At 65.5% G+C, this 19,126-nt stretch carries 21 protein-coding genes and 1 riboswitch; of the genes, 13 read left to right on the top strand and 8 right to left on the bottom strand.

Annotated elements, in window-relative coordinates; translation table 11 throughout:
• Positions 1-223: 223 nt before the first annotated feature.
• A complete protein-coding gene (locus PVU19_RS04430) occupies positions 224-718 on the bottom strand; it encodes a L,D-transpeptidase family protein (protein WP_050663234.1) in 495 nt (164 codons plus the stop codon).
• Entirely contained in the window at positions 715-837 is a 123-nt protein-coding gene (locus PVU19_RS04425) for a hypothetical protein (protein ID WP_274789889.1), read from the bottom strand. Before PVU19_RS04425 ends, PVU19_RS04430 begins: the two co-directional genes overlap by 4 nt.
• Before the next feature lie 254 nt (positions 838-1,091).
• Here PVU19_RS04425 and PVU19_RS04420 point away from each other — a divergent pair, with 254 nt between their 5' ends.
• From PVU19_RS04420 to PVU19_RS04400, 5 genes are all read left to right on the top strand, one after another.
• Positions 1,092-1,316, top strand: coding sequence for a DUF1127 domain-containing protein (locus PVU19_RS04420; protein ID WP_082237700.1), 225 nt, complete (start codon positions 1,092-1,094; stop codon positions 1,314-1,316).
• Positions 1,317-1,591: 275 nt separating this feature from the next.
• On the top strand, positions 1,592-3,997 hold the full coding sequence (locus PVU19_RS04415; protein ID WP_050663236.1) for a ligase-associated DNA damage response DEXH box helicase: 2,406 nt from the start codon (positions 1,592-1,594) through the stop codon (positions 3,995-3,997).
• A gap of 59 nt (positions 3,998-4,056) precedes the next feature.
• The gene (pdeM, locus tag PVU19_RS04410) at positions 4,057-4,734 is read left to right on the top strand and encodes a ligase-associated DNA damage response endonuclease PdeM (protein ID WP_050663237.1); all 678 of its coding nucleotides are present in this window, start codon (positions 4,057-4,059) and stop codon (positions 4,732-4,734) included.
• 81 nt (positions 4,735-4,815) lie between these two features.
• Positions 4,816-6,075 carry a glycerate kinase type-2 family protein gene (locus PVU19_RS04405; RefSeq protein WP_050663238.1) on the top strand — a complete coding sequence of 420 codons (1,260 nt, stop codon included), beginning with the start codon at positions 4,816-4,818 and terminating at the stop codon, positions 6,073-6,075.
• Positions 6,076-6,175: 100 nt separating this feature from the next.
• A complete protein-coding gene (locus tag PVU19_RS04400) occupies positions 6,176-6,556 on the top strand; it encodes a hypothetical protein (protein WP_050663239.1) in 381 nt (126 codons plus the stop codon).
• Positions 6,557-6,574: 18 nt separating this feature from the next.
• On the opposite strand, the gene PVU19_RS04395 is transcribed toward PVU19_RS04400, so the two are convergent.
• Together PVU19_RS04395 and PVU19_RS04390 are read right to left on the bottom strand one after the other, a co-directional pair.
• Positions 6,575-7,477: a DMT family transporter gene (locus PVU19_RS04395; RefSeq protein WP_050663240.1), complete on the bottom strand. Its 903-nt coding sequence runs from the start codon at positions 7,475-7,477 to the stop codon at positions 6,575-6,577.
• Between the two features lie 42 nt (positions 7,478-7,519).
• Positions 7,520-8,182 (bottom strand): transglycosylase SLT domain-containing protein, encoded by a 663-nt coding sequence (locus PVU19_RS04390; RefSeq protein ID WP_050663241.1) that lies wholly within the window; start codon positions 8,180-8,182, stop codon positions 7,520-7,522.
• Between the two features lie 140 nt (positions 8,183-8,322).
• Between PVU19_RS04390 and PVU19_RS04385 the strand changes: the two genes are divergently transcribed.
• The 4 genes from PVU19_RS04385 to PVU19_RS04370 all read left to right on the top strand — a co-directional run bounded on the left by PVU19_RS04385 (position 8,323) and on the right by PVU19_RS04370 (position 12,533).
• The gene (locus tag PVU19_RS04385; RefSeq protein ID WP_050663242.1) at positions 8,323-9,606 is read left to right on the top strand and encodes a hypothetical protein; all 1,284 of its coding nucleotides are present in this window, start codon (positions 8,323-8,325) and stop codon (positions 9,604-9,606) included.
• A 70-nt stretch (positions 9,607-9,676) separates the two neighbouring features.
• A complete protein-coding gene (locus tag PVU19_RS04380; RefSeq protein ID WP_050663243.1) occupies positions 9,677-10,588 on the top strand; it encodes a beta-keto acid cleavage family enzyme in 912 nt (303 codons plus the stop codon).
• Positions 10,585-12,015, top strand: a complete 1,431-nt coding sequence (locus PVU19_RS04375; protein ID WP_050663244.1) for a carnitine 3-dehydrogenase — start codon at positions 10,585-10,587, stop codon at positions 12,013-12,015. The genes PVU19_RS04380 and PVU19_RS04375 overlap by 4 nt, the downstream gene beginning before the upstream one ends.
• A 95-nt stretch (positions 12,016-12,110) precedes the next feature.
• Positions 12,111-12,533 (top strand): c-type cytochrome, encoded by a 423-nt coding sequence (locus PVU19_RS04370; RefSeq protein ID WP_050663245.1) that lies wholly within the window; start codon positions 12,111-12,113, stop codon positions 12,531-12,533.
• A gap of 13 nt (positions 12,534-12,546) precedes the next feature.
• Here PVU19_RS04370 and PVU19_RS04365 read toward each other — a convergent pair whose 3' ends face one another.
• Both PVU19_RS04365 and PVU19_RS04360 read right to left on the bottom strand, forming a co-directional pair.
• On the bottom strand, positions 12,547-13,569 hold the full coding sequence (locus PVU19_RS04365; protein ID WP_050663246.1) for a diguanylate cyclase domain-containing protein: 1,023 nt from the start codon (positions 13,567-13,569) through the stop codon (positions 12,547-12,549).
• A complete protein-coding gene (locus PVU19_RS04360) occupies positions 13,566-14,168 on the bottom strand; it encodes a heme NO-binding domain-containing protein (RefSeq protein WP_050663247.1) in 603 nt (200 codons plus the stop codon). Before PVU19_RS04360 ends, PVU19_RS04365 begins: the two co-directional genes overlap by 4 nt.
• A gap of 116 nt (positions 14,169-14,284) precedes the next feature.
• A riboswitch (TPP riboswitch) is annotated at positions 14,285-14,384 on the top strand.
• A 47-nt stretch (positions 14,385-14,431) separates the two neighbouring features.
• Here PVU19_RS04360 and PVU19_RS04355 point away from each other — a divergent pair.
• The 3 genes from PVU19_RS04355 to PVU19_RS04345 are packed head-to-tail and all read left to right on the top strand — an operon-like array spanning position 14,432 to position 16,568.
• Positions 14,432-15,160, top strand: coding sequence for an ABC transporter ATP-binding protein (locus tag PVU19_RS04355; RefSeq protein ID WP_050663248.1), 729 nt, complete (start codon positions 14,432-14,434; stop codon positions 15,158-15,160).
• Positions 15,161-15,171: 11 nt separating this feature from the next.
• Positions 15,172-15,828, top strand: a complete 657-nt coding sequence (locus PVU19_RS04350; RefSeq protein WP_050663249.1) for a TenA family protein — start codon at positions 15,172-15,174, stop codon at positions 15,826-15,828.
• Positions 15,825-16,568, top strand: coding sequence for an ABC transporter permease (locus PVU19_RS04345; RefSeq protein WP_050663250.1), 744 nt, complete (start codon positions 15,825-15,827; stop codon positions 16,566-16,568). The genes PVU19_RS04350 and PVU19_RS04345 overlap by 4 nt, the downstream gene beginning before the upstream one ends.
• A gap of 271 nt (positions 16,569-16,839) precedes the next feature.
• Here the strand turns inward: PVU19_RS04345 and PVU19_RS04340 are convergent, their stop codons facing one another.
• Both PVU19_RS04340 and PVU19_RS04335 read right to left on the bottom strand, forming a co-directional pair.
• Positions 16,840-17,433 (bottom strand): NapC/NirT family cytochrome c, encoded by a 594-nt coding sequence (locus PVU19_RS04340; protein WP_050663251.1) that lies wholly within the window; start codon positions 17,431-17,433, stop codon positions 16,840-16,842.
• Positions 17,434-17,520: 87 nt separating this feature from the next.
• Complete coding sequence (locus PVU19_RS04335; RefSeq protein ID WP_160316372.1) at positions 17,521-18,228, bottom strand: c-type cytochrome; 708 nt, start codon at positions 18,226-18,228, stop codon at positions 17,521-17,523.
• Between the two features lie 289 nt (positions 18,229-18,517).
• Here PVU19_RS04335 and PVU19_RS04330 point away from each other — a divergent pair, with 289 nt between their 5' ends.
• A complete protein-coding gene (locus PVU19_RS04330; protein WP_152911655.1) occupies positions 18,518-18,964 on the top strand; it encodes a hypothetical protein in 447 nt (148 codons plus the stop codon).
• The last annotated feature ends 162 nt before the right edge of the window (positions 18,965-19,126 follow it).

Raw genomic sequence — 19,126 nt, 5'->3', positions numbered from 1 at the left:
GTTGCCGTGAGACGCGCGAAACGCACCGAAGGTGCCGCGCGATCGCCGGGCCGTCCCGCGGCCTGGCGATTTGATAGGGCGCGAAACGTGTTGAGTTTAGGATGACTTGGCTGGGATAAAGTGCGGGCATCAGCCGTTGCTTCGCCAGTCCCCGGCCCTGCGATCACGCGGCACCTTCTGGCGGGGTGCTATGTCCGCATCAAGCCACCCCTCTACCCCGTACTCACCTCACAATCAGCCGTGTCTCATAGCGGATCGCCGCCGCGATCCGACGCAGGTGACCGGGCCGCAGCCCGATGCACCCCGCCGTCGGATACCCCGGCCTGCGCCAGCGATGGATAAAGATGCATGATCCGCGCCCACGCTCGGCCTTTGGCCAGTTCCAGTCGGTCACGATCACCAGATCATAGAGCGGATCGGCCCGGCGCAACGCCTCGTGGCTATGCCCATAAGGCGCGCGCACCATGAGGTTGTAATCCTCGTCCCCGGGATCGTCCGACCACAGATCGCCCGGGCGGATCGGCAGCGCCCAATCGGCGGGCCGCGCCATGCGGTCGGGACGGTAGAGCATCCCGACGATGCGATGCGCACCGCGCGGCGTAGCCCCGTCCCCCTCGCGCTTGTCCATGGCAAGACCGCCACGCCCGATCGTGCAGGGATAGCACCGCCCCTGAAACCGCAAACCGACGCGCGTAAGCACCATGTCATGCGGGCTCATGCGATATTCCCAGATACTGATTCTCTCACCAGCGGCGCACCGACCGCCCCGACCGGGTTGCCGACATCGGCACAGCGCATCCCGACCATTCGCCGTCTTTCACTTTCGCGCGTGTTCATTCTGCACACTCCTTCAGCGCACCTGCCCGCAAAGGGGGCAACCTCTCACTCATCGGCACCATTCATCCCCGAATTGACCAAAAAATCCAGAGATTGCCTAACCTTACGTCACCTTTTTCATATGCATTTGCTGCATAGCAGCATTGCTTATCCGGGGTATTGTGCAGATGCAGAAACGAGTTATTTTGAACTCAACAAAGGCGAAACGAACCGGGTCGCCTGATCAAACGAATACGTCCGCAAGGATACGAACGATGTCAACCACGATCCACATGCGCCGCTCGGCTCTGCACATTCTCGGCGAAGACCTGAGTACTGCAGTTTATGCTGCGGTGCAGCGGCTTGCCGATTACCGCATGTATCGACGCACGCTGCGCGAACTTCAAGACCTGACCGCGCGCGATTTGTTCGATCTGGGCATGCATCGCAGCGAAATCAAGCGCGTCGCCCACGACGCGGTCTACGGCCATCGGTCGTAACAACAGAATCGGATGCATCTCTCCTCCTCCCTGATGCATCTGCTACGGTAACGGGCTTCTCTCCTCCTCCCTGAAGCTCGGGACCGGACATAGGGATCACCTGATCCCGAAAGTTTGCGAAAGGCCCCCCTCCTCCTCCCTGGGGCCGGACGTACAGGAAACGGCGGCACCTCTCCTCCTCCCTGGTGTCGCCGTTTTTTGTTGTCTGAAGAGAACTTGCGCCCCACCTGCCCTGTCGCTTTGCTTTGCCCGCCCGCGCGCCTAGATTGCCCGGCATGTCCAACCTGCCCGCCCCCCTCGATCATTGGTTCGCCGCCCGCGGCTGGCAGTTGCACCCGCATCAGGCCGAAATGCTGGCGCGGGCGCAGGACCCCGCAACGCTGCTCATCGCGCCCACCGGCGGCGGCAAGACGCTGGCAGGCTTCCTGCCGACACTGGCCGATCTGGCGCAGGGCGACCACGCCGGGCTGCACACGCTCTATATCTCGCCATTAAAGGCGCTGGCGGCGGATATCCGGCGCAATCTCACGCGCCCGGTCGAGGAAATGGGCCTCGCCATCCGCATCGAGGACCGCACCGGCGATACCTCATCGCATGCCAAGCGTCGCCAACGCGCCGACCCGCCGCATATCCTGCTCACCACCCCCGAAAGCCTTGCGCTCCTGACCTCCTATGAGGACGCGCCGCGCATCTTTGCCGGGCTGAAACGCGTGGTGGTGGACGAAGTGCACGCCCTCGCCGAATCAAAGCGCGGCGATCAGCTGATGCTGGCGCTCTCAAGGCTGCAGGCGCTTTGCCCCGAGATGCGGCGTGTCGGCCTGTCGGCCACGGTCGAGGACCCGCCCGCCTTGGCCCGCTTCATGGCGCACCGCGACCATCCCTGCGACATCCTGCACGCCGATCCCGGTCCCGACCCCGATATCGCCATGCTGGAAACGGCCGAGGCGCCGCCGTGGTCCGGCGGCGGGGCCGCCTATGCAATCCCAGCCGTGCTCGATCAGGTGCGCCGCCACAAGACCACGCTGATTTTCCACAACACCCGCGCGCAGGCCGAGATCTTCTTTCACAACCTCTGGCTCGCCAACGAGGACGCGCTGCCTATCGGCATCCATCACGGCAGCCTTGACCGGGTGCAGCGCGAGCGGGTCGAGGGCGCGATGGTGCGCGGCGAGTTGCGCGCCGTGGTCTGCACCGGCAGCCTTGACCTGGGGCTCGACTGGGGCGATGTCGATCTGGTCATTCAGGTCGGCGCTCCGAAGAACGTCAAACGCCTCGTGCAGCGGATCGGACGGGCCAATCACCGCTATAACGCCCCCTCCAAGGCGCTTCTGGTGCCCGCCAACCGGTTCGAGGTGGTGGAATGCCTCGCCGCTTTGCAGGCCGTCAAGGATCGCGATTTGGATGGTGAGGGGCGCGGACCGGGCCCGCGTGACGTGCTCTGCCAACATATCCTCATCCGCGCCTGCGCCGGACCGTTCCACGCGGATGATCTATATGCCGAGGTCGCCTCTGCCGGGGCCTATGCCACGCTCACCCGCGATGAATTCGACGCCTGTCTGGAATTCTGCGCGACAGGCGGCTATGCGCTCAGGGCCTATGACCAATGGCAACGGCTGAAACAGCGCCCCGATGGCCTCTGGCAGCTGCGCGACCCGCGCAGCCCGCGCCTCATCCGGATGAATATCGGCACGATTCAGGACACCGACACCCTCAAGGTGCGGATGCGCCGGGCACGCGGCGGCAAGCCCCTGGGCGAGATCGAGGAAGGCTTTGCCGCCACCCTCAGCCCCGGCGACACCTTCCTGATCGGCGGGCAGATCGTGCGATTCGAATCCCTGCGCGAGATGGTCGTCGAAGTCAGCCGCGATCCCGGGCGCACGCCGAAAATCGCCACCTTCATGGGCACCAAATTCGCCACCTCGACGCAACTCTCCGAACGCATTCTCGCGATCCTCAATCAACCCGACTGGCCCGACCTGCCCGCCCATATCCGCGACTGGCTGGAGTTGCAGCGCAGCCTGTCGGACATGCCCCAGGCGGGCCGCCTCCTGATCGAGAGCTTTCCGCACGAGGGGCGCGAGCATGTCTGCATCTACGGCTTTGCCGGGCGCAACGCGATGCAGACGCTGGGCCTGCTGGTCACCAAGCGGATGGAGGAAGAGGGGCTTGCCCCCCTGGGCTTCGTCTCGACCGATTACGCGACGCTGATCTGGGGGCTGGAGCCGCTGACCGATGCCGCCCCGATCTTCGCACGCGACGCCCTGCGCGACGGGCTTGAAAGCTGGCTGATGGGCAACGCGGTGATGAAACGCACCTTCCGCGCCTCGGCCACAATTGCGGGCCTCATTCAGCGCAACAGCCCGCAGGCGCGCAAGAACGGGCGGCAAACCACGATGTCGTCCGATATCCTCTATGACACGCTGGTCAAATACGACCCCGAGCACCTGCTGCTGGACATCACGCAGGCCGAGGCGATGCGCGGGCTGGTCGATTTCGGCCGCATCGAGGAAATGCTGGACCGCATCAATGGCCGCATCACCCTGCGCCGCCTCACGCGCGTGAGCCCGCTTGCCGCCCCGCTCTTCCTCGAGGCCGGGCGCACCCCCGTCGAAGGCGCGGCACAAGAGCGGCTTCTGGCCGAGGAAAGCGCGCGGCTGATGCAGGCGGCAGGGCTGGCATAGGTTGATCCGGCGCGATGACCGGCCTTGCCATTCCCCACGGCACAGGCCACCAATGCAGCATGGACGGTTACAGTTTTACCCTTGCGGGCGCTGCGCTTACGGCCCTGCCTTCGGGCGCGCTCTATTGGGAGGCGCGCAACCTGCTCTGCGTGTCGGACCTGCATCTTGGCAAATCCGAACGCCGCGCGCGATTGGGCGAACCGCCCCTGCCCCCCTACGAGACGCGCGACACGCTGACCCGGCTTGAGGCCGATATGCGCCGCACCGGCGCGGCCACGGTGATTTGCCTGGGCGACAGTTTCGACGATGCCGCCGCGGCCCACGCCCTGCCCGACGCCGAAAAGCTCTGGATCGCCAAGTTGCAGGCCGGGCGTCGATGGGTCTGGATCGAGGGCAATCACGATCCCGGCCCGGTGGATCTGGGCGGCGCGCATATGGCCGAATTGCCCAGTCCCCCGCTGGTCTTTCGCCACATCGCCCGGGCCCGGCAATCGGGCGAGATCTCGGGCCATTACCACCCCAAGGCACGGCTTGCCCTGCGCGGCCGCAGCCTCAGCCGCCCGGCCTTCCTGATCGACAGCGACCGGGTGATTCTGCCCGCCTACGGCACCTATACCGGCGGGCTCTGGAGCGATGACGCGGCCTTTACCGGGCTGATGCGCGACGAGGCGCTCGCGGTGCTCACCGGCCCGATGCTGCACGCGGTGCCGATGCCACGCCGTTCGGCGGGCCGCTGACACCCGCCCCACATCCGGTTGCACGGAACCGGGCCGCTGCCTAATGTGCGTCCGACCGCATCCCCCCAAAGGACCACGCCGATGACCGATCCCCTGCCCCTCCTGCGCGCGATGTTCGAGCGCGCCGTGGCCGTGGCCGACCCGATGCAAAGCCTCGCCGCGCATCTACCACCCCGCCCCGACGGGCGGCTGGTGGTGATCGGCGCGGGCAAGGCCAGCGCGCGCATGGCCGAGGCGGTCGAGGCCGTCTACGGCCCCTGCGAAGGGCTGGTGATCACGCGCTACGGCTACGGCCGGCCCTGCACCGGCATCGAGATCGTCGAGGCTGCGCACCCGGTGCCCGACACCGCAGGCCTGCAGGCGACCGCGCGGATGCTCGATCTGGTGGCGGGTTTGGGCGAGGCCGACATGGTACTGGCGCTCATTTCCGGCGGTGCCTCGTCGCTGCTGGTGCAGCCCGCAGGCACGATGACCCTGACCGAGAAACAGGCCGTCAACGCCGCCCTGCTGGCCTCGGGCGCGCCCATCGGCAAGATGAACCTTCTGCGCAAGCATCTCAGCCGCGTGAAAGGCGGGCAGCTGGCCGCCGCCGCCTATCCGGCCCGGATGCTGGCGCTGATGATCTCAGACGTGCCCGGCGATGACCCCGCGATGATCGGCTCCGGCCCCACCGTGGGCGAGGCCTCGACACCCGAAGACGCGCGGGCCATCGTGGCGGCCTATGGCATCGACCTGCCCGCCTCCGCGCAGGCGGTGCTGGACGCGAAAACCGGCGTGATCGCCCCGGGTGATGCGCGCCTGTCAAAGGTCGAGAACGTGATCTACGCCGCCCCTGCCCAATCGCTCCAGGCCGCCGCCGAAATCGCCCGCGCCGAAGGCATCGAGGTCCGCAGCCTCGGCGACGCGCTGGAAGGCGAAGCCCGCGAGGTGGCGCGCGACCACGCCGCCGAAGCGCGTGCCGTTCAGGCCACGCTCAAACCGAGTTCGGCCCCCGTGCTGCTGCTTTCGGGGGGGGAATTGACGGTGACCCGGCGCGGCGATGGCGTGGGCGGACCCAATGCCGAATACGCGCTCGCACTGGCGCTTGCCTTGGATGGCGCACCGGGCATTCACGCCATCGCCTGCGATACCGACGGCGTCGACGGCGCGGCCGAGGTGGCCGGTGCCGTAATCCACCCGGGCACGCTCGCCCGCGCCGCGAAATGCGGCACCGACCCGCAGCACGCCCTTGACCGCAACGACGCGCACAACTTCTTTGCGGCGCTTGACGATCAGGTTGTTCCCGGCCCGACCCTGACCAATGTGAACGATTTTCGCGCCATCCTGATCGCGCCCGCCTGACGCGAGGTTACCCCGCCAAAACAAGAACAGACCGAGAATGGAGTCGCAATCACAACGGCAATTTGCAATAGTGAGGACCACTTTGGAAGGGAGTTCTCTTATGAGACGCCGTATCCTGATCGTCTCCGTGATGTCCTTGCTGGCGTTCGCAACCATGCCCGCGACAGCCGACATCGTCCGGCTGACCGTCCCGGAGATCAAGACACTTCTGGCAGGCAACACGATCACTGGCACATGGTCGGGCACCAGCTACCGCCAGTATTTCAACACCGACGGCACCACCGTCTATGTCCCGCGAAATGGCCGGGTCGAAAACGGTCAATGGCGGTTGAACACCGAAACCGATGACTACGAAAGCTGGTGGCGCAGCACCGGCTGGACACCCTACGCCATGGTCCGCACCGAAGCGGGCGAGTACGCTTGGGTCAATGGCGACCAGCTGGAGCCGTTCACCGTGCAAGCCGGACGCCAGATCGAGTGACCGGCCACCCGCCACGCGTCACCGCAACAGCACCACCGCAATCACCGACAGCGTGATCAACGCGATCCCCCAGCCTTCGCGCCGGGTGATCCGCTCGCCGAAGAACAGCACCGAGGCGAAGAGCGAAAAGATCACCTCGACCTGCCCCACGACGAACACCATCGCCGCGTTTTCCAACGTGAAGGCGGTGAACCAGCACAGGCTTCCGGCCATCCCGGTCAGCCCCATCCAGACGGCTGTGCGCCGCGCCGCGATCACGCGCCCCACCTGCCCCGGCTCGCGCCACATCAGCCACAGCGTCAGCGCCACCGCCTGCATCATCGTGACCACCGCCAGTGACAGCCCGGCGCGCAACACCGGATCGGCGCTCGCAATCTCCAGCGTCGCACCGCGATAACCCACCGCCGAAACCGCAAAGAACGCCCCCGACGCCAGCCCCAAAAACGCCGCGCGATTGGCGAAACGCCGCCACCACCGCCCCTCCAGAACCGGCGTGTCCGACAGGATCAACACGCCCACAAGGCCCAGCATGATCGCCCCCACCCCCCAGACGGTGATGCGGTCGCCAAGCACCACAAGCCCCACGAGCGCGGTCTGCACCACCTCGGTTTTCTTGAAGGTGATGCCCACGGCGAAATTGCGCTCGGAAAACAGCGCAACGACGCACCATGTGGCAAGGATCTGCGACAGACCGCCCACCACGGCATAGACCCAGAACAGCGGCGTGTAGCCGGGCCAGACCGCCCCCGAAACCCACAGATACCCGACCGCCAGCGTCACCACGAAGGGCGCGGAATAGAAAAACCGCGCCAGCGTCGCGCCCCCGGCGCTCAGCGCCCCCATGCTGAGATGCTTTTGCAGCATGAACCGCAGCGTCTGAAACGCCGCCGCCGCAACCGAGAGGATGATCCAGAGGTCCATGCCCTCTCATGCAACGGATCGCGCGCCTTGACCAGCGCTGCGCTACTCGGTCACCCGCGCGACTTGGTCCGGCCGTGGCCGCGGGCGCACCGCCGACAGCGGCTTGCAATAGCTTTGCCCGCGCAGCCACCGTTTCATGTCCTCGCGCTTGGCGCGGCTGTGCAACGGCCCCCAATCGGCAGCGACCCCGCGCATGCCCTCCGAGACGACCCCGTCGCGCGGCACGGTAAACGCCATGATCCTGATCGCGCAGGACAGGTTGTCGGGGCCATGCCGCAGCCCCGCACCGTCGCCCGCACGACAGCCATAGCCGCGCGCCGTGGCAGGAAGGATCTGCAACAGCCCGTGCCACCGCCCGCCACCGCCGACAGCCCGCGCATTATATGTGCTTTCATGCTTGGCAAGCGCCGACAGGAAGCCGACCCAAAAGGCGCGCCGCCCCCGCTCTGCCGCCTGCGGATAGGCCGGGCACCACTCCGCGATATCACGCGGCACCCGCTCGACCAGCACCGCCCCATGCGCCTTGAGCGCCGACAGCGCACTGCGCGTCCAAAGCGCCCCTTGCGGCTGATGCTCCCACCGGGTGCGCGGAATATTGCCGTCACGCGCGGCCTGCGGCGGCGGCACAACCACGGCTTGCGCCACCTCCGACAGGGCAAGGGAAGGCCAGAACACCAGACAAAAAAGGGCCAGAACGCGTTTCATCGGCAGAGTTTGCCGCAGGAGGCGGGGTTTGGCAATCTTATCCGTCCCGTTGCGCAATTCCCCTCCATCACCCAAGGGCTGCCCTCTTTTGGCCGAAATGCCGCGTCAGTCTGATCCGGATCAAAGCTGCCGGAGACACCATGACATTCGACCCGCTCGCCCCACCGGAACCCCTTTCCGACAGCGCCCGACCGGCCCGCACCGGCCTCGCCCGGCTGCTGGACGGTCTGACCGGCCTGTTAGGGCGCAAGCCGGAGCTGGACATCGACAGTCTGACCAAGCGTATCCTGCTGCCCGCGCTCCCCGTCACCGACGAGGAAATGGCCCGCGCCACGCATCAGGACAAAGGTCAGAAATTCGCCCGTCAGGAACAGTGGGAAGACCTGGCAGAGATCATCGAATACGCCGATTCCGCCCGATTGCGCACGCCCGGCGGCGAGGCGGCAACCGGGCTTCTGGCCTACGGCGCACGCGCCGATGTGGTCAGCGCCGCCGAAGACGCGCTGCATGACGGCGCAGAGCCCGACGGCGACGGCATCGACGCGCTCGAAGAGATTCGCGCCGACCTGCCGGACAGTTACCCGATGGCGCTCGTGCTCGCGCTCGCCCATGTGGACATCGGCCTCGCCTGGCGCGCAACAGCGACCGACCTGACCGCAACCAGGCATGAAGCGCGTTTTCTGGAGCATTTCAAACGGGCCGAGGATCTGCTCGCCCCCTTCGACGGGCCCGACCTCGACGCGCCGTCACTCGCGGCTGCGCAATGCGCGCTTCTGGCGGCACGTCCCACGCCACGCCTGCGCGTGGCCGATGATTACGCCACGCTGATCGACCTGGACCCCGACACGCCGCGCCACATGCGCGCCCTTGGCGAGGCGCTCTTGCCGACCCGCTACGGCGATTACGAAAGCCTCGATCTCGAGGCACGGCGCACCGCGTCGCGCACGCAGGATGTCTGGGGGACCGGCGGCTATACTTGGGTCTATCTCGACGCGCTCGCCCGTGACCCCGGCGCGCTCGCCCGGCTCGAGGCCGAGTTTTTCATCGACGGTCTGCGCGACATCGTGGCCCGGCGGCACAATCAGCACGTGATCAATCAGCTGGCTGCGTTCTGCGGGCTGATCATGGCGCCGAAAATCGGCACATCCCGCCTCCCCGCCGCACAAGAGGCGACCCGCGCCCGCATCCATGGCTGTCTCGACTGGCTGCTGGAAAACCACCTGCAGGAACTGCACCCGCTGATCTGGTCGCAAACCCTGCTCAGCCCGGGCCTGACCCCGGCCTTGCCCTCGCGCCGCGCCCTTGTCGCACGCGGGCGGCAGGCAGCCTTGCGGGTGATCGCCGAACGCTTCGCCGAAGAGATCGCCGACGGCACCTCGATCGCCTTTTCCAGTGCGGGCATGTATCGGCTACCCGCCCTCTGATCGCCTTGCCCGCCCCGGTGAAACATGCATTGATCGGCCCGACAAACGGCCGATCAAGCAGGGGACACCAATGCCACTCACCATGAACCGCGAGGTTTTCATCACCTGCGCCGTCACCGGCTCGGGCGCCACCCAGGACCGCAGCCCGCATGTCCCCCGCTCGCCGCAGCAGATCGCCGACAGCGCCATCGCAGCAGCACAGGCGGGGGCGGCCATCGTGCATTGCCATGTGCGCGCCCCCGATACCGGCGCGCCGTCGCGCGACCCCGCGCTCTTTCGTGAACTGACCGATCGCATCCGCGACAGCGCCACCGACGTGGTCCTGAACCTCACCGCCGGGATGGGCGGCGACATCACCTTCGGCGGCGTCGAACGCCCGCTGCCACCCAATGACGCCGGCACCGACATGGCCGGCGCTACCGAGCGCGTCGCCCATATCGCCGACTGTCGGCCCGAGATCTGCACTCTCGATTGCGGCACCATGAACTTCGCCGAATCCGATTACGTGATGACCAACACGCCCGGCATGTTGCAGGCCATGGGCCGGATGATGACCGATCTCGGCGTCAAGCCCGAGATCGAGGCGTTTGACACCGGCCACCTGTGGTATGCCAAGCAGCTTGTCGCCGATGGCGTGCTCGCCCCCGATGCGCTGGTGCAGCTGTGCATGGGGGTGCCCTGGGGCGCGCCCGACGACATGGGCACCTTCATGGCGATGGTCAACAACGTGCCCGACACATGGACCTTTTCCGCCTTTGGCCTCGGGCGTCACCAGATGCCCTACGTCGCCGCCTCGGTTCTCGCGGGCGGCCATGTGCGCGTGGGCCTTGAGGATAACCTGATGCTCGACCGCGGCGTGCCCGCCACCAATGCGCAGCTTGTCGAACGCGCCGCCCGGATCATCGAAAACCTCGGTGCCCGGGTCCTCGGCCCGGATGAGGTGCGCGCACGCCTCAACCTTACCAAGCAGGCCCCGCAATGAGCCGCGTTGCGGCGATCATCGGCGGTGGTGTGATCGGCGGCGGATGGGCCGCCCGCTTCCTGCTCAACGGCTGGGACGTGCGCGTGTTCGATCCTGACCCGCAGGCCGCGCGCAAGATCGGCGAAGTGCTGGACAATGCCCGCCACGCGCTGCCGATGCTCTACGATGTGGCCCTGCCCGACGAGGGGCGGCTTTCCTTTTGCCCCACCATGTCCGAGACGGTGGCCGGGGCAGAGTGGATCCAGGAAAGCGTGCCCGAACGCCTCGCCCTCAAGCGCAAGGTCTTCCAGACCATTCAGGAACACTGCGACCCGGGCGCGGTGATCGGCTCGTCGACCTCCGGCTTCAAGCCGTCGGAATTGCAGGGCTGCGCCACGCGCGCCGAACAGATCGTCGTCACCCACCCGTTCAACCCGGTCTACCTGCTGCCCCTCGTGGAACTGGTCACCAGCCCAGCGAATGACGCAGGCCTCGTCGCCCGCGCACAGGACACGCTGACCGCGCTCGGCCTCTACCCGCTCCATCTCACCCAGGAGATCGACGCCCATATCGCCGACCGCCTGCTCGAAGCTGTCTGGCGCGAGGCGCTCTGGCTGGTGCATGACGGCATCGCCACCACCGCCGAAATCGACGACGCGATCCGCATGGGCTTCGGCCTCAGATGGGCGCAGATGGGCCTCTTCGAGACCTATCGCATCGCGGGTGGCGAGGCGGGGATGAAGCATTTCATCGACCAGTTCGGCCCCGCCCTCGCCTGGCCCTGGACCAAGCTGATGGACGTGCCCGATATGACCGACGCGCTGGCCCAGCGCATCGCCGATCAATCCGACGCGCAATCCGGCCACCTCTCGATCCGCCAGCTGGAGCGAAAGCGCGACAACAACCTGATCGCGATGATGCGCGCCCTGCGCCAGCAGGGCAACGCCGCCGGACGGCTGATCAATACCCACAATGCGCAGCTGCCGCGCCCCGCCGCCGCACCGGACGGCCCGCTCATCACGCAGGATCGCGTGATCCCGGTGGACTGGACCGACCGCAACGGCCACATGAACGAGGGGCGTTACGGGCAAATCTTCTCGGATGCCGCCGATGCCGTGCTCGACCGCATCGGCGCAGGCCCCGATTACATCGCCGCCGGGCACAGCTATTTCACGGTCGAGACCGGTCTGCGCTTTCTGGCCGAGACCCACGCGGGCGAGCGCGTCGAGGTGCAGACCCGGATCACCCAGGGCACCGGCAAGAAACTGCGTTGCTGGCACGAGATGCGGCGCAAGGCGGATGGCACGCGGCTCGCCACCTGCGATCAACTGATGATCCATGTCGGCCTCGACACGCGGCGCAGCTGCGACCCAAGACCAGATATTCTTGCAAAGGTTGAGGCGCTCGCCGCCGCCCATCAGAGGCTCGCGCCGCTCACATCCGGCTAAACCCCGGTGACAAGCGCGTGAATACCGCGGTTCGCCCATTGCTTTTCACGCTCCAACTGTCAGCTTGGTAAGGGGCTGATATCGGGAGGGACGCAATGCGGCACAACCTATTGGCGACTCTAACAGCACTCTGCCTGCTCGGCACGCCAGGGCTGGCGGGAGATGCCGCGCGCGGCGAACGGCTCTTTCGAGACTGTCTCGCCTGTCATTCCGTGATCGACGAAACCGGCGCAACAGTGGCGCGCGGCGGACGCACCGGCCCCAATCTCTTCGGCGTGATCGGGCGGCATGCAGGCAGCGTCCCGGATTTCCATTACTCCACCTCGATGGTCGCGGCGGGTCAATCCGGCCTGCGCTGGAACGAGGCCGATTTCATTGTCTACGTGAAAGACGCCACTGCCTTTCTGCGCGACTATCTGAACGATTCCGACGCGCGCGGAAAAATGGCCTACAAGCTGCGCGACTCCGTCAAGGCGCGCGATGTCTGGGCCTATCTCGGCACCATCGCAAGCCCCTAGGCGCAGTTTCGGATCACCCGACATCCCGCAACGTCGTCCGTGTCTCCGGGCCGGGCGGATGGATCACGTAGCACCCGCGCCCCGCCTCCTTCGCCGCGTAGAGCGCCTGGTCGGAATCGGCCAGCATCCGCGCGATATCGGCGTGATCATAAAGACTGCGCAGCGTGGCCCCGATACTGGCCGAGATCCGGCATATCCGGCCGTCATGCTCGACCGGTTCCTCCAACCGCCGGATCAGACGGTGCGCCACATCCGCCAGCCAGTCACGCGCGTTCGAGCCGACGAAAAGCAGGATGAACTCATCCCCCCCAACCCGCGCGATCACGTCGCTCGGGCGGATCAGCGACAGCATCCGCCGTGCAACCACTTGCAACACATGATCCCCCGCCGCATGACCATGGGTGTCGTTCACCCGTTTGAAATAATCGAGATCAAGATGCATCAGCGCGAAGTCCTCACCTCCCTGCACCATACGGTCCAGTATGTGATCCAGTGCGCGCCGGTTCTTGAGCCCGGTCAGCGTGTCGGTAAAGGCCTGTTCCTGCGCCGCGATCCGCGCCCCTTCCAGCCGAAGGTTGAGCTTGCGCGACTCCTCCATCGCCGCCGATTTCGCCTCCAGCATGTAGAGCATTTCGGTCGCAAGATCGGTCGCCGCGAAATCCGCACCGGTCAGGCCAAAATCCCGCACCGCCTCGATCACCGAAATGCCGAAGGACAGGTTGACCAGCGCGCCGCGCTCCCCGGCCATGTCGAGCGGGGCCAGAACCCCCTTGAACGCATGGCGCGGCCCCGCGCGCAGCCGCAGCCGCAGCCGCGCCCCGTCCAGCGCCAGCAGCCCCGTCATGTCGTGCACCCGCGCCGGGCGCACTAGCTCGAACAGGTCGAGAAACCGCGTCCCCGTCACCGCACGCGGCATGATCACCTTGGCCAGGGTCGGCCCGGCCTGCACGATATGGCCGGTCGGGGCCAGCACCGCGTGCATCGGGCATATCCGGTCAAGCACCGCCAAGAATGCCTCATGTGACACCCGGCTCATCCCGCCTGCTGCCGCGCTGCCAGATCGAACGCCCGACCACTGGCAAAGCCCTCGTCCAGCAGCCGCACCTCGATCAGTTCCGCCGCCTCGGTCGCACCGCGATGCTCCAGGACGACCAGCGCGCCGTAATCGTCGGCCATCGCGCGCAGCACCCCCATCACCACCGGGCCAAAGCGCAACCCCTTGCACTCGTGCAAGCCGACCTCCAGCCGGTAGAGCCCGGCACCATCGGCATGCAGGCAAATCGGCGGCAGATCGAGGTCCGCCACGGCCAGCCGCGCGCGCTCCGGCAGATCCTCCAGCGAATGCAGGAAATCGGCGAAATCGACGCCGCTGAACCGCAACAGCCGTCGGATAGGCTCCACCTTGGGATGCGACACCAGATAGGTGCCCACATCCTCCAGCAGATCAGACCGCGCGCGCGCCAACCGGGCACCCAGCGCCGTCAGCACCCGCTCCGTCACCTCCGGCTCATAGCGCATCAGCGGCTCGAACGCGCCATAGCCCAGATCGAGCCCCGACATCACCTCCTGCCACAGCCCGTCGCCATAGCTGTCGCGGGTAAATCTTTCCAAGGCGCGGTTCACCAGCCCGTGCATGACATCTCTCCCCTCGTACCCGCGCAGCATGGCAAGAAAATCTTAACATTCGCTGAACGGCTGATCGCCGGCACCGGCGCACCGCTTGCCAAGGACCAGCAGCATTGTTACATCTTTCTCATCCGTTGGGGTGCCCCTTGGGGCTGAGAGGCGATGCGCCAACCCACCGAACCTGATCCGGCTCGCACCGGCGTAGGGAACGGAGACCGCGCACCCGCGCCCCTCCCCCATGCCCGCGTTCCGGCCGAGAAGAGAGGCCGCCCATGCGCCCCGACGCGCCCGCGCTTACGCTCGACGGCACCGCCCATATCGGCGGGTTGCACGTCTTCGGCCCGCTGCACCTCACCGTGCCCGCAGGCCGCATCACCTGCCTGCTCGGCCCCTCGGGCGTGGGCAAGACGACGCTGCTGCGCCTGATCGCGTGCGTCGATGACGTGACCGATTTCACCGGCCAGATCACCGCCTCCGACGACCTGTCCCTTGCCGGGCGCATGGCGCTGATGGCGCAGGGCGATCTGCTGATGCCCTGGCTCGACGTGCTCGGCAATGTCACTATCGGCGCGCGCCTCCGGGGCGAGGCGCGCGATCGCACCCGTGCCATGCGCATGCTCGCCCGCGTCGGGCTCGAGGATCACGCGCACAAACGCCCCGGCGCGCTCTCGGGCGGTCAGAAGCAGCGCGTCGCCCTTGCCCGCACCCTGATGGAGGACCGCCACATTATCCTGCTCGACGAGCCGTTCTCGGCGCTCGACGCCCGCACCCGCACGCAGATGCAGGACCTTGCAGCGGAACACCTCAAGGACCGCACCGTGCTGATGGTCACCCACGACCCGGCCGAAGCCGCACGCATGGGCCACGCTATCCACATCCTGACCGAGACGGGGCTGGAGGACGTGACACCGCCCCCCGGCACCGTGCCCCGGCCCGTGGACGATCCCGAAACCCTCACCGCGCAGGGCAGGCTCTTGTCGCGCCTGCGCGCCCCCGCCTGAAAGGACCCCCCATGCGCCCCACCGATCACCTGCAATCGCTCTGCGCCGAGGACTGGCAGGCCGCCACCCGCCACGCCTTCACCGATCAACTGGCGGCGGGCTCCCTGCCCGAGGACCGCATGCTGGCCTATCTGCGGCAGGATTATCTCTTCATCGACGGCTTCGTGCGGCTTCTGGCCTCGGCCATCGCCCATGCGCCCACCCTGCCCGACGCGATTCCGGCTGCGCAGTTCCTCGGGCTGATCTCGGGCCCCGAAAACACCTACTTCATGCGCGCCATCGAGGCCTTGGGCGGTCAGGCAGAGCCACCCGCCCCGGCCCATCCCGTCACCGCCGAATTCCAGACCATCATGCGCGACGCCGCGCAATCGGGCCGCTATGAACAGATGCTCGCGGTGCTGGTGGTCGCCGAATGGTCCTATCTCGACTGGGCCACGCCGCATGCCGACAAGGCAGACGACCTACCCTTCTGGTTCGGCGAATGGATCACGCTGCACAGCGGCGACGGCTTCGAGAGCGTCGTGGCCTACCTGCGCGGCCAGCTCGATGCGGTCTGGCCCGGCCTCTCACCCGAGGACCAGCGCGCGGTCGAGGCCACCTTCTCCCACGCCACCCGGCTGGAACGCGCCTTCTTCGACGCCGCCCTCGCAGGCTATCCCGAAAGATGAGCCGCCTGATCACCATCACCACCTCCACCGCGCTTGCCCTTGCGCTCTGGCAGGCGCTGGTGGTGCTGGCGGCCCTGCCGCCCTTCATCCTGCCCGGTCCTGCCCGCGTGGCCGAGACGCTTTGGGTCAGCCGCGCGCTCATTCTCGAACACGCAGGGATCACCGCCGCCGAGGTGCTGATCGGGCTGGCCCTGGGCGCGATCCTCGGCGGGCTGTCGGCCATCGTCCTCGCCGCCTCGCCAATGGCCCGCCGGTTGATCCGCCCGATGATGGTGTTTTCACAGGCCATCCCGGTCTTTGCCCTCGCCCCCATCCTGACGCTCTGGCTGGGCTACGGCCTCTGGTCCAAGGTCGCCATGGCGCTGCTGATCATCTATTTCCCTGTCACCTCGGCCTTCTTTGATGCGCTGATGCGCACCCCGCAGCACTGGCTCGATCTGGGCCGGATCATGGGTGCCAACGGCCCGCGCCTGATGTGGCATATCCGCGTCCCCGCCGCCCTGCCCGGCTTCGCCTCGGGGCTGCGCCTCGCCGCCGTCTACGCCCCCATCGGCGCGATCATCGGCGAATGGGTGGGGGCCTCCAAGGGGCTGGGCTACCTCATGCTCCTCGCCAACGGCCGCGCCAAGATCGACCTCATGTTCGCCGCCCTAATCGTGCTGGCCATCTTCACCCTCCTGCTGCACATGTCCGTCGACCGCGCCTGCCGCCGCTGGCTGGATGGCACGGCGATGGGGTGAGGGCGAAGATTTGCGCAGGGTGAGGCGGCGTTCGGCTGAGGTCCGCTTGGAGCTAAATTTGATGGTCGCTGCTGCTCGTCCGGATGGCCGCTCTGCACAAGACGCGAGTTTGCAAAGCACGTGAGTCGGAGAAGTGGGATAGGATGAACGGTCGAGCCATGCCACATGGAGGCACTATGCGCCAACGGAGGCGGACATAAGCTGTCTCAGCCGTTCTGCCGACGGCACAGTGCGCCGGGTCGAACGCCTTACACATCCGACTCACGCCATTTCAGTCGTCTCTTGGAACATGCGGCAATTTATGGGCGATGCCTTTGTGACAATCAATGCAGGTTGAGCCGTCCCCGAGATATTCCCCTGTTGCCACCGGTTCCATCTTGTCGCGCGCCCGAGACGACTGGTGTTCGAAATCCATCGCCTCAAAGCTGTGACAGTTTCGACACTCGCGAGAATCATTGGCCTTCATCGTCTCCCAGACATGGGTGGCCAGTTCGAGCCGCTTGGCCTCGAACTTCTCCGGTGTATCAATCACGCCTGTGAGCTTGCCCCACAATTCGCCCGAGGCCTGTATCTTGCGCACCACTTTCGGCCCCCACTCGTGTGGGACGTGGCAATCCGAGCAGATGGCCCGCACCCCGGACGCGTTTCGGTAGTGCGAACTTTCTTTGTATTCGACATACACTGTGTCACGCATCTCGTGGCAGGAAACGCAGAACGCGAGGCTGTTAGTGGCTTCCATGCCGGTGTTGAGCCCACCCCAGAAAATGATCCCGGCGACTAGCCCGATGCTCAGCAGCACACCCTGCCCGATCTGTATGCTGGGCCGTGCATACCAACGCCACAGTTTCCCAATCCATTTGAACATCGGCGCAAGTCACCTTCTTTTACGTCAGACTGCCCGGGCGGTTTCTAGCCCCGACCGCGAGTTTCATCCTGTGTCTGTCGAGTGCCGTTATTCTTTCGGAAGTGTTGCCAGGTAGGCCAGGATATCGGTCGCAACCTGATGGTCGATTGCGCGCAAGGCGGGCATCCGTTCGTTCGGCTGACCGTTCAAAACCTTGTGCATGATTTCCCATGGGTTGCCCATAAGCGAGCCAAGAGGCGGCATCTCTTTGGGCAGCTTGCCGTCGACCCCGTGGCAGTTGGCGCAGACCGTGTTGTAGACCTGCTCCCCTTGCACGGCGTTGCCCTTGGGGGCTTTGGTCGCGCGGTCGATGTAAACGTCCATGTCGATCTGACCAGCTGTGACAAAGTTTGCCAGATCCATGAGATCGGCTTCCGACAGCTTGTCGCCATAGCCATGCGCGTCGCCTGTCAAAACCGCAGTCACCGCCGCCGGATCACCGCCCGCCATACCGTTGATGCCCTTGATACCGGTCGCGTGCTTACCCGAGGCATAGGCACCATCGACACCCATTCCGTCCCATCCATGACATTCCTTGCAGCGCCAGTTGGCGCCTGGATTGTCGGCGTATTTTTCGTTCGCTGCGGGGTAAAGCTTATGGGATTCTGTCGGGACCTCCGCTTTGATCTCTTTACACCACTTATCAAAGAGCCGTCCGCCGCGCGCGATGGAGCCCTGATCTTGTGCCATCACCGAAGGCGCCATGAAAAATGTGAGGAGAAGTCCTGTGGTTGTGGCTTTCAGTACTGTTTTCATGAGGTAATCTCCAATTCGGTGCCAGAAAATGAATTTCCCCGGCCCATTCCACCGAAACAGGCTGAGCCAGAGAACACGGATCAGAAATCCGTGCGAAAGTAGGACTTTGATTTTCTTCGGTATTTGATCGGGATCATTGCGGACAGGTGTGCGCACAGGCAAGAGTGAATGCATATGAGCCCTGAGGAATGGAAGCGCGCCTAAACCGAGGTTTAGAAAACTGAACCGAGGTCTAGACGCTGGACCCGGCACTTCTGCAAAACACTTTGGGCACATTGGAGGAGTTGCATTGCTGCTCAGAGCAAGAAAAGAGCCCGGAATAGAGCGAAGCGCTATGATCGTCGCGCTCTACTTCTTCTGTGCGCTGGTATTCGGAATAGACATCATTCTAGAGATCGGCCACGAAATGCGTGAAGAGCAACACCCGTCCTTTTCGTCGACGGTCCATTTAGTCATGGAACTGTTCGCCGAAGCAGCCCTGATCTTCGCCGTGATCCTATCGTGTCAATCCTACTTTCGACTTCGGGAAATTTCAAAACACGAGCACGACCTTGGGCATGCAATTCGCACAGGATTCGACAAGATCCTCATGGCAAAATTTCATGCCTGGAGCCTGACCAAGAGCGAACGCGAGATTGCAGTTCTGGCCATCCGCGGCGTCAGTATCCGGAGATTTCTGTTCATCGAAAGTCCAAGGAAGGCACTGTCAAAAGCCACTTGCACAACGTCTATGTGAAAGCCTCGGTGGGGTCGCGTTCAGAGCTCCTCGCGGTGTTGATGGATGAATTGTTGTACAGCCATGATTTGTCGCTGGACCCTGTGCATACTCCGACCGTGGTTCACGATATCAACCAAGCACGGGGACAGTCGGCCGGATAGGTTGGCATATCTGTTGGGT

Source organism: Roseovarius tolerans (assembly GCF_028885395.1).
Taxonomy (GTDB): domain Bacteria; phylum Pseudomonadota; class Alphaproteobacteria; order Rhodobacterales; family Rhodobacteraceae; genus Roseovarius; species Roseovarius tolerans.
The sequence above is the reverse complement of the archived record's forward strand: the minus strand, read 5'-3'. Positions and strand labels throughout refer to the sequence as shown.

Coding starts and splice junctions, on each gene's coding strand:
- PVU19_RS04345 (WP_050663250.1), top strand. CDS start 15,825: ATGAGCCGCCTGATCACCATCACCACCTCCACCGCGCTTGCCCTTGCG.
- PVU19_RS04340 (WP_050663251.1), bottom strand. CDS start 17,433: ATGTTCAAATGGATTGGGAAACTGTGGCGTTGGTATGCACGGCCCAGC.
- PVU19_RS04385 (WP_050663242.1), top strand. CDS start 8,323: ATGACATTCGACCCGCTCGCCCCACCGGAACCCCTTTCCGACAGCGCC.
- PVU19_RS04365 (WP_050663246.1), bottom strand. CDS start 13,569: ATGAGCCGGGTGTCACATGAGGCATTCTTGGCGGTGCTTGACCGGATA.
- PVU19_RS04425 (WP_274789889.1), bottom strand. CDS start 837: ATGAACACGCGCGAAAGTGAAAGACGGCGAATGGTCGGGATGCGCTGT.
- PVU19_RS04335 (WP_160316372.1), bottom strand. CDS start 18,228: ATGAAAACAGTACTGAAAGCCACAACCACAGGACTTCTCCTCACATTT.
- PVU19_RS04360 (WP_050663247.1), bottom strand. CDS start 14,168: ATGCACGGGCTGGTGAACCGCGCCTTGGAAAGATTTACCCGCGACAGC.
- PVU19_RS04430 (WP_050663234.1), bottom strand. CDS start 718: ATGAGCCCGCATGACATGGTGCTTACGCGCGTCGGTTTGCGGTTTCAG.
- PVU19_RS04370 (WP_050663245.1), top strand. CDS start 12,111: ATGCGGCACAACCTATTGGCGACTCTAACAGCACTCTGCCTGCTCGGC.
- PVU19_RS04395 (WP_050663240.1), bottom strand. CDS start 7,477: ATGGACCTCTGGATCATCCTCTCGGTTGCGGCGGCGGCGTTTCAGACG.
- PVU19_RS04355 (WP_050663248.1), top strand. CDS start 14,432: ATGCGCCCCGACGCGCCCGCGCTTACGCTCGACGGCACCGCCCATATC.
- PVU19_RS04375 (WP_050663244.1), top strand. CDS start 10,585: ATGAGCCGCGTTGCGGCGATCATCGGCGGTGGTGTGATCGGCGGCGGA.
- PVU19_RS04390 (WP_050663241.1), bottom strand. CDS start 8,182: ATGAAACGCGTTCTGGCCCTTTTTTGTCTGGTGTTCTGGCCTTCCCTT.
- pdeM (WP_050663237.1), top strand. CDS start 4,057: ATGGACGGTTACAGTTTTACCCTTGCGGGCGCTGCGCTTACGGCCCTG.
- PVU19_RS04415 (WP_050663236.1), top strand. CDS start 1,592: ATGTCCAACCTGCCCGCCCCCCTCGATCATTGGTTCGCCGCCCGCGGC.
- PVU19_RS04420 (WP_082237700.1), top strand. CDS start 1,092: ATGTCAACCACGATCCACATGCGCCGCTCGGCTCTGCACATTCTCGGC.
- PVU19_RS04405 (WP_050663238.1), top strand. CDS start 4,816: ATGACCGATCCCCTGCCCCTCCTGCGCGCGATGTTCGAGCGCGCCGTG.
- PVU19_RS04350 (WP_050663249.1), top strand. CDS start 15,172: ATGCGCCCCACCGATCACCTGCAATCGCTCTGCGCCGAGGACTGGCAG.
- PVU19_RS04400 (WP_050663239.1), top strand. CDS start 6,176: ATGAGACGCCGTATCCTGATCGTCTCCGTGATGTCCTTGCTGGCGTTC.
- PVU19_RS04380 (WP_050663243.1), top strand. CDS start 9,677: ATGCCACTCACCATGAACCGCGAGGTTTTCATCACCTGCGCCGTCACC.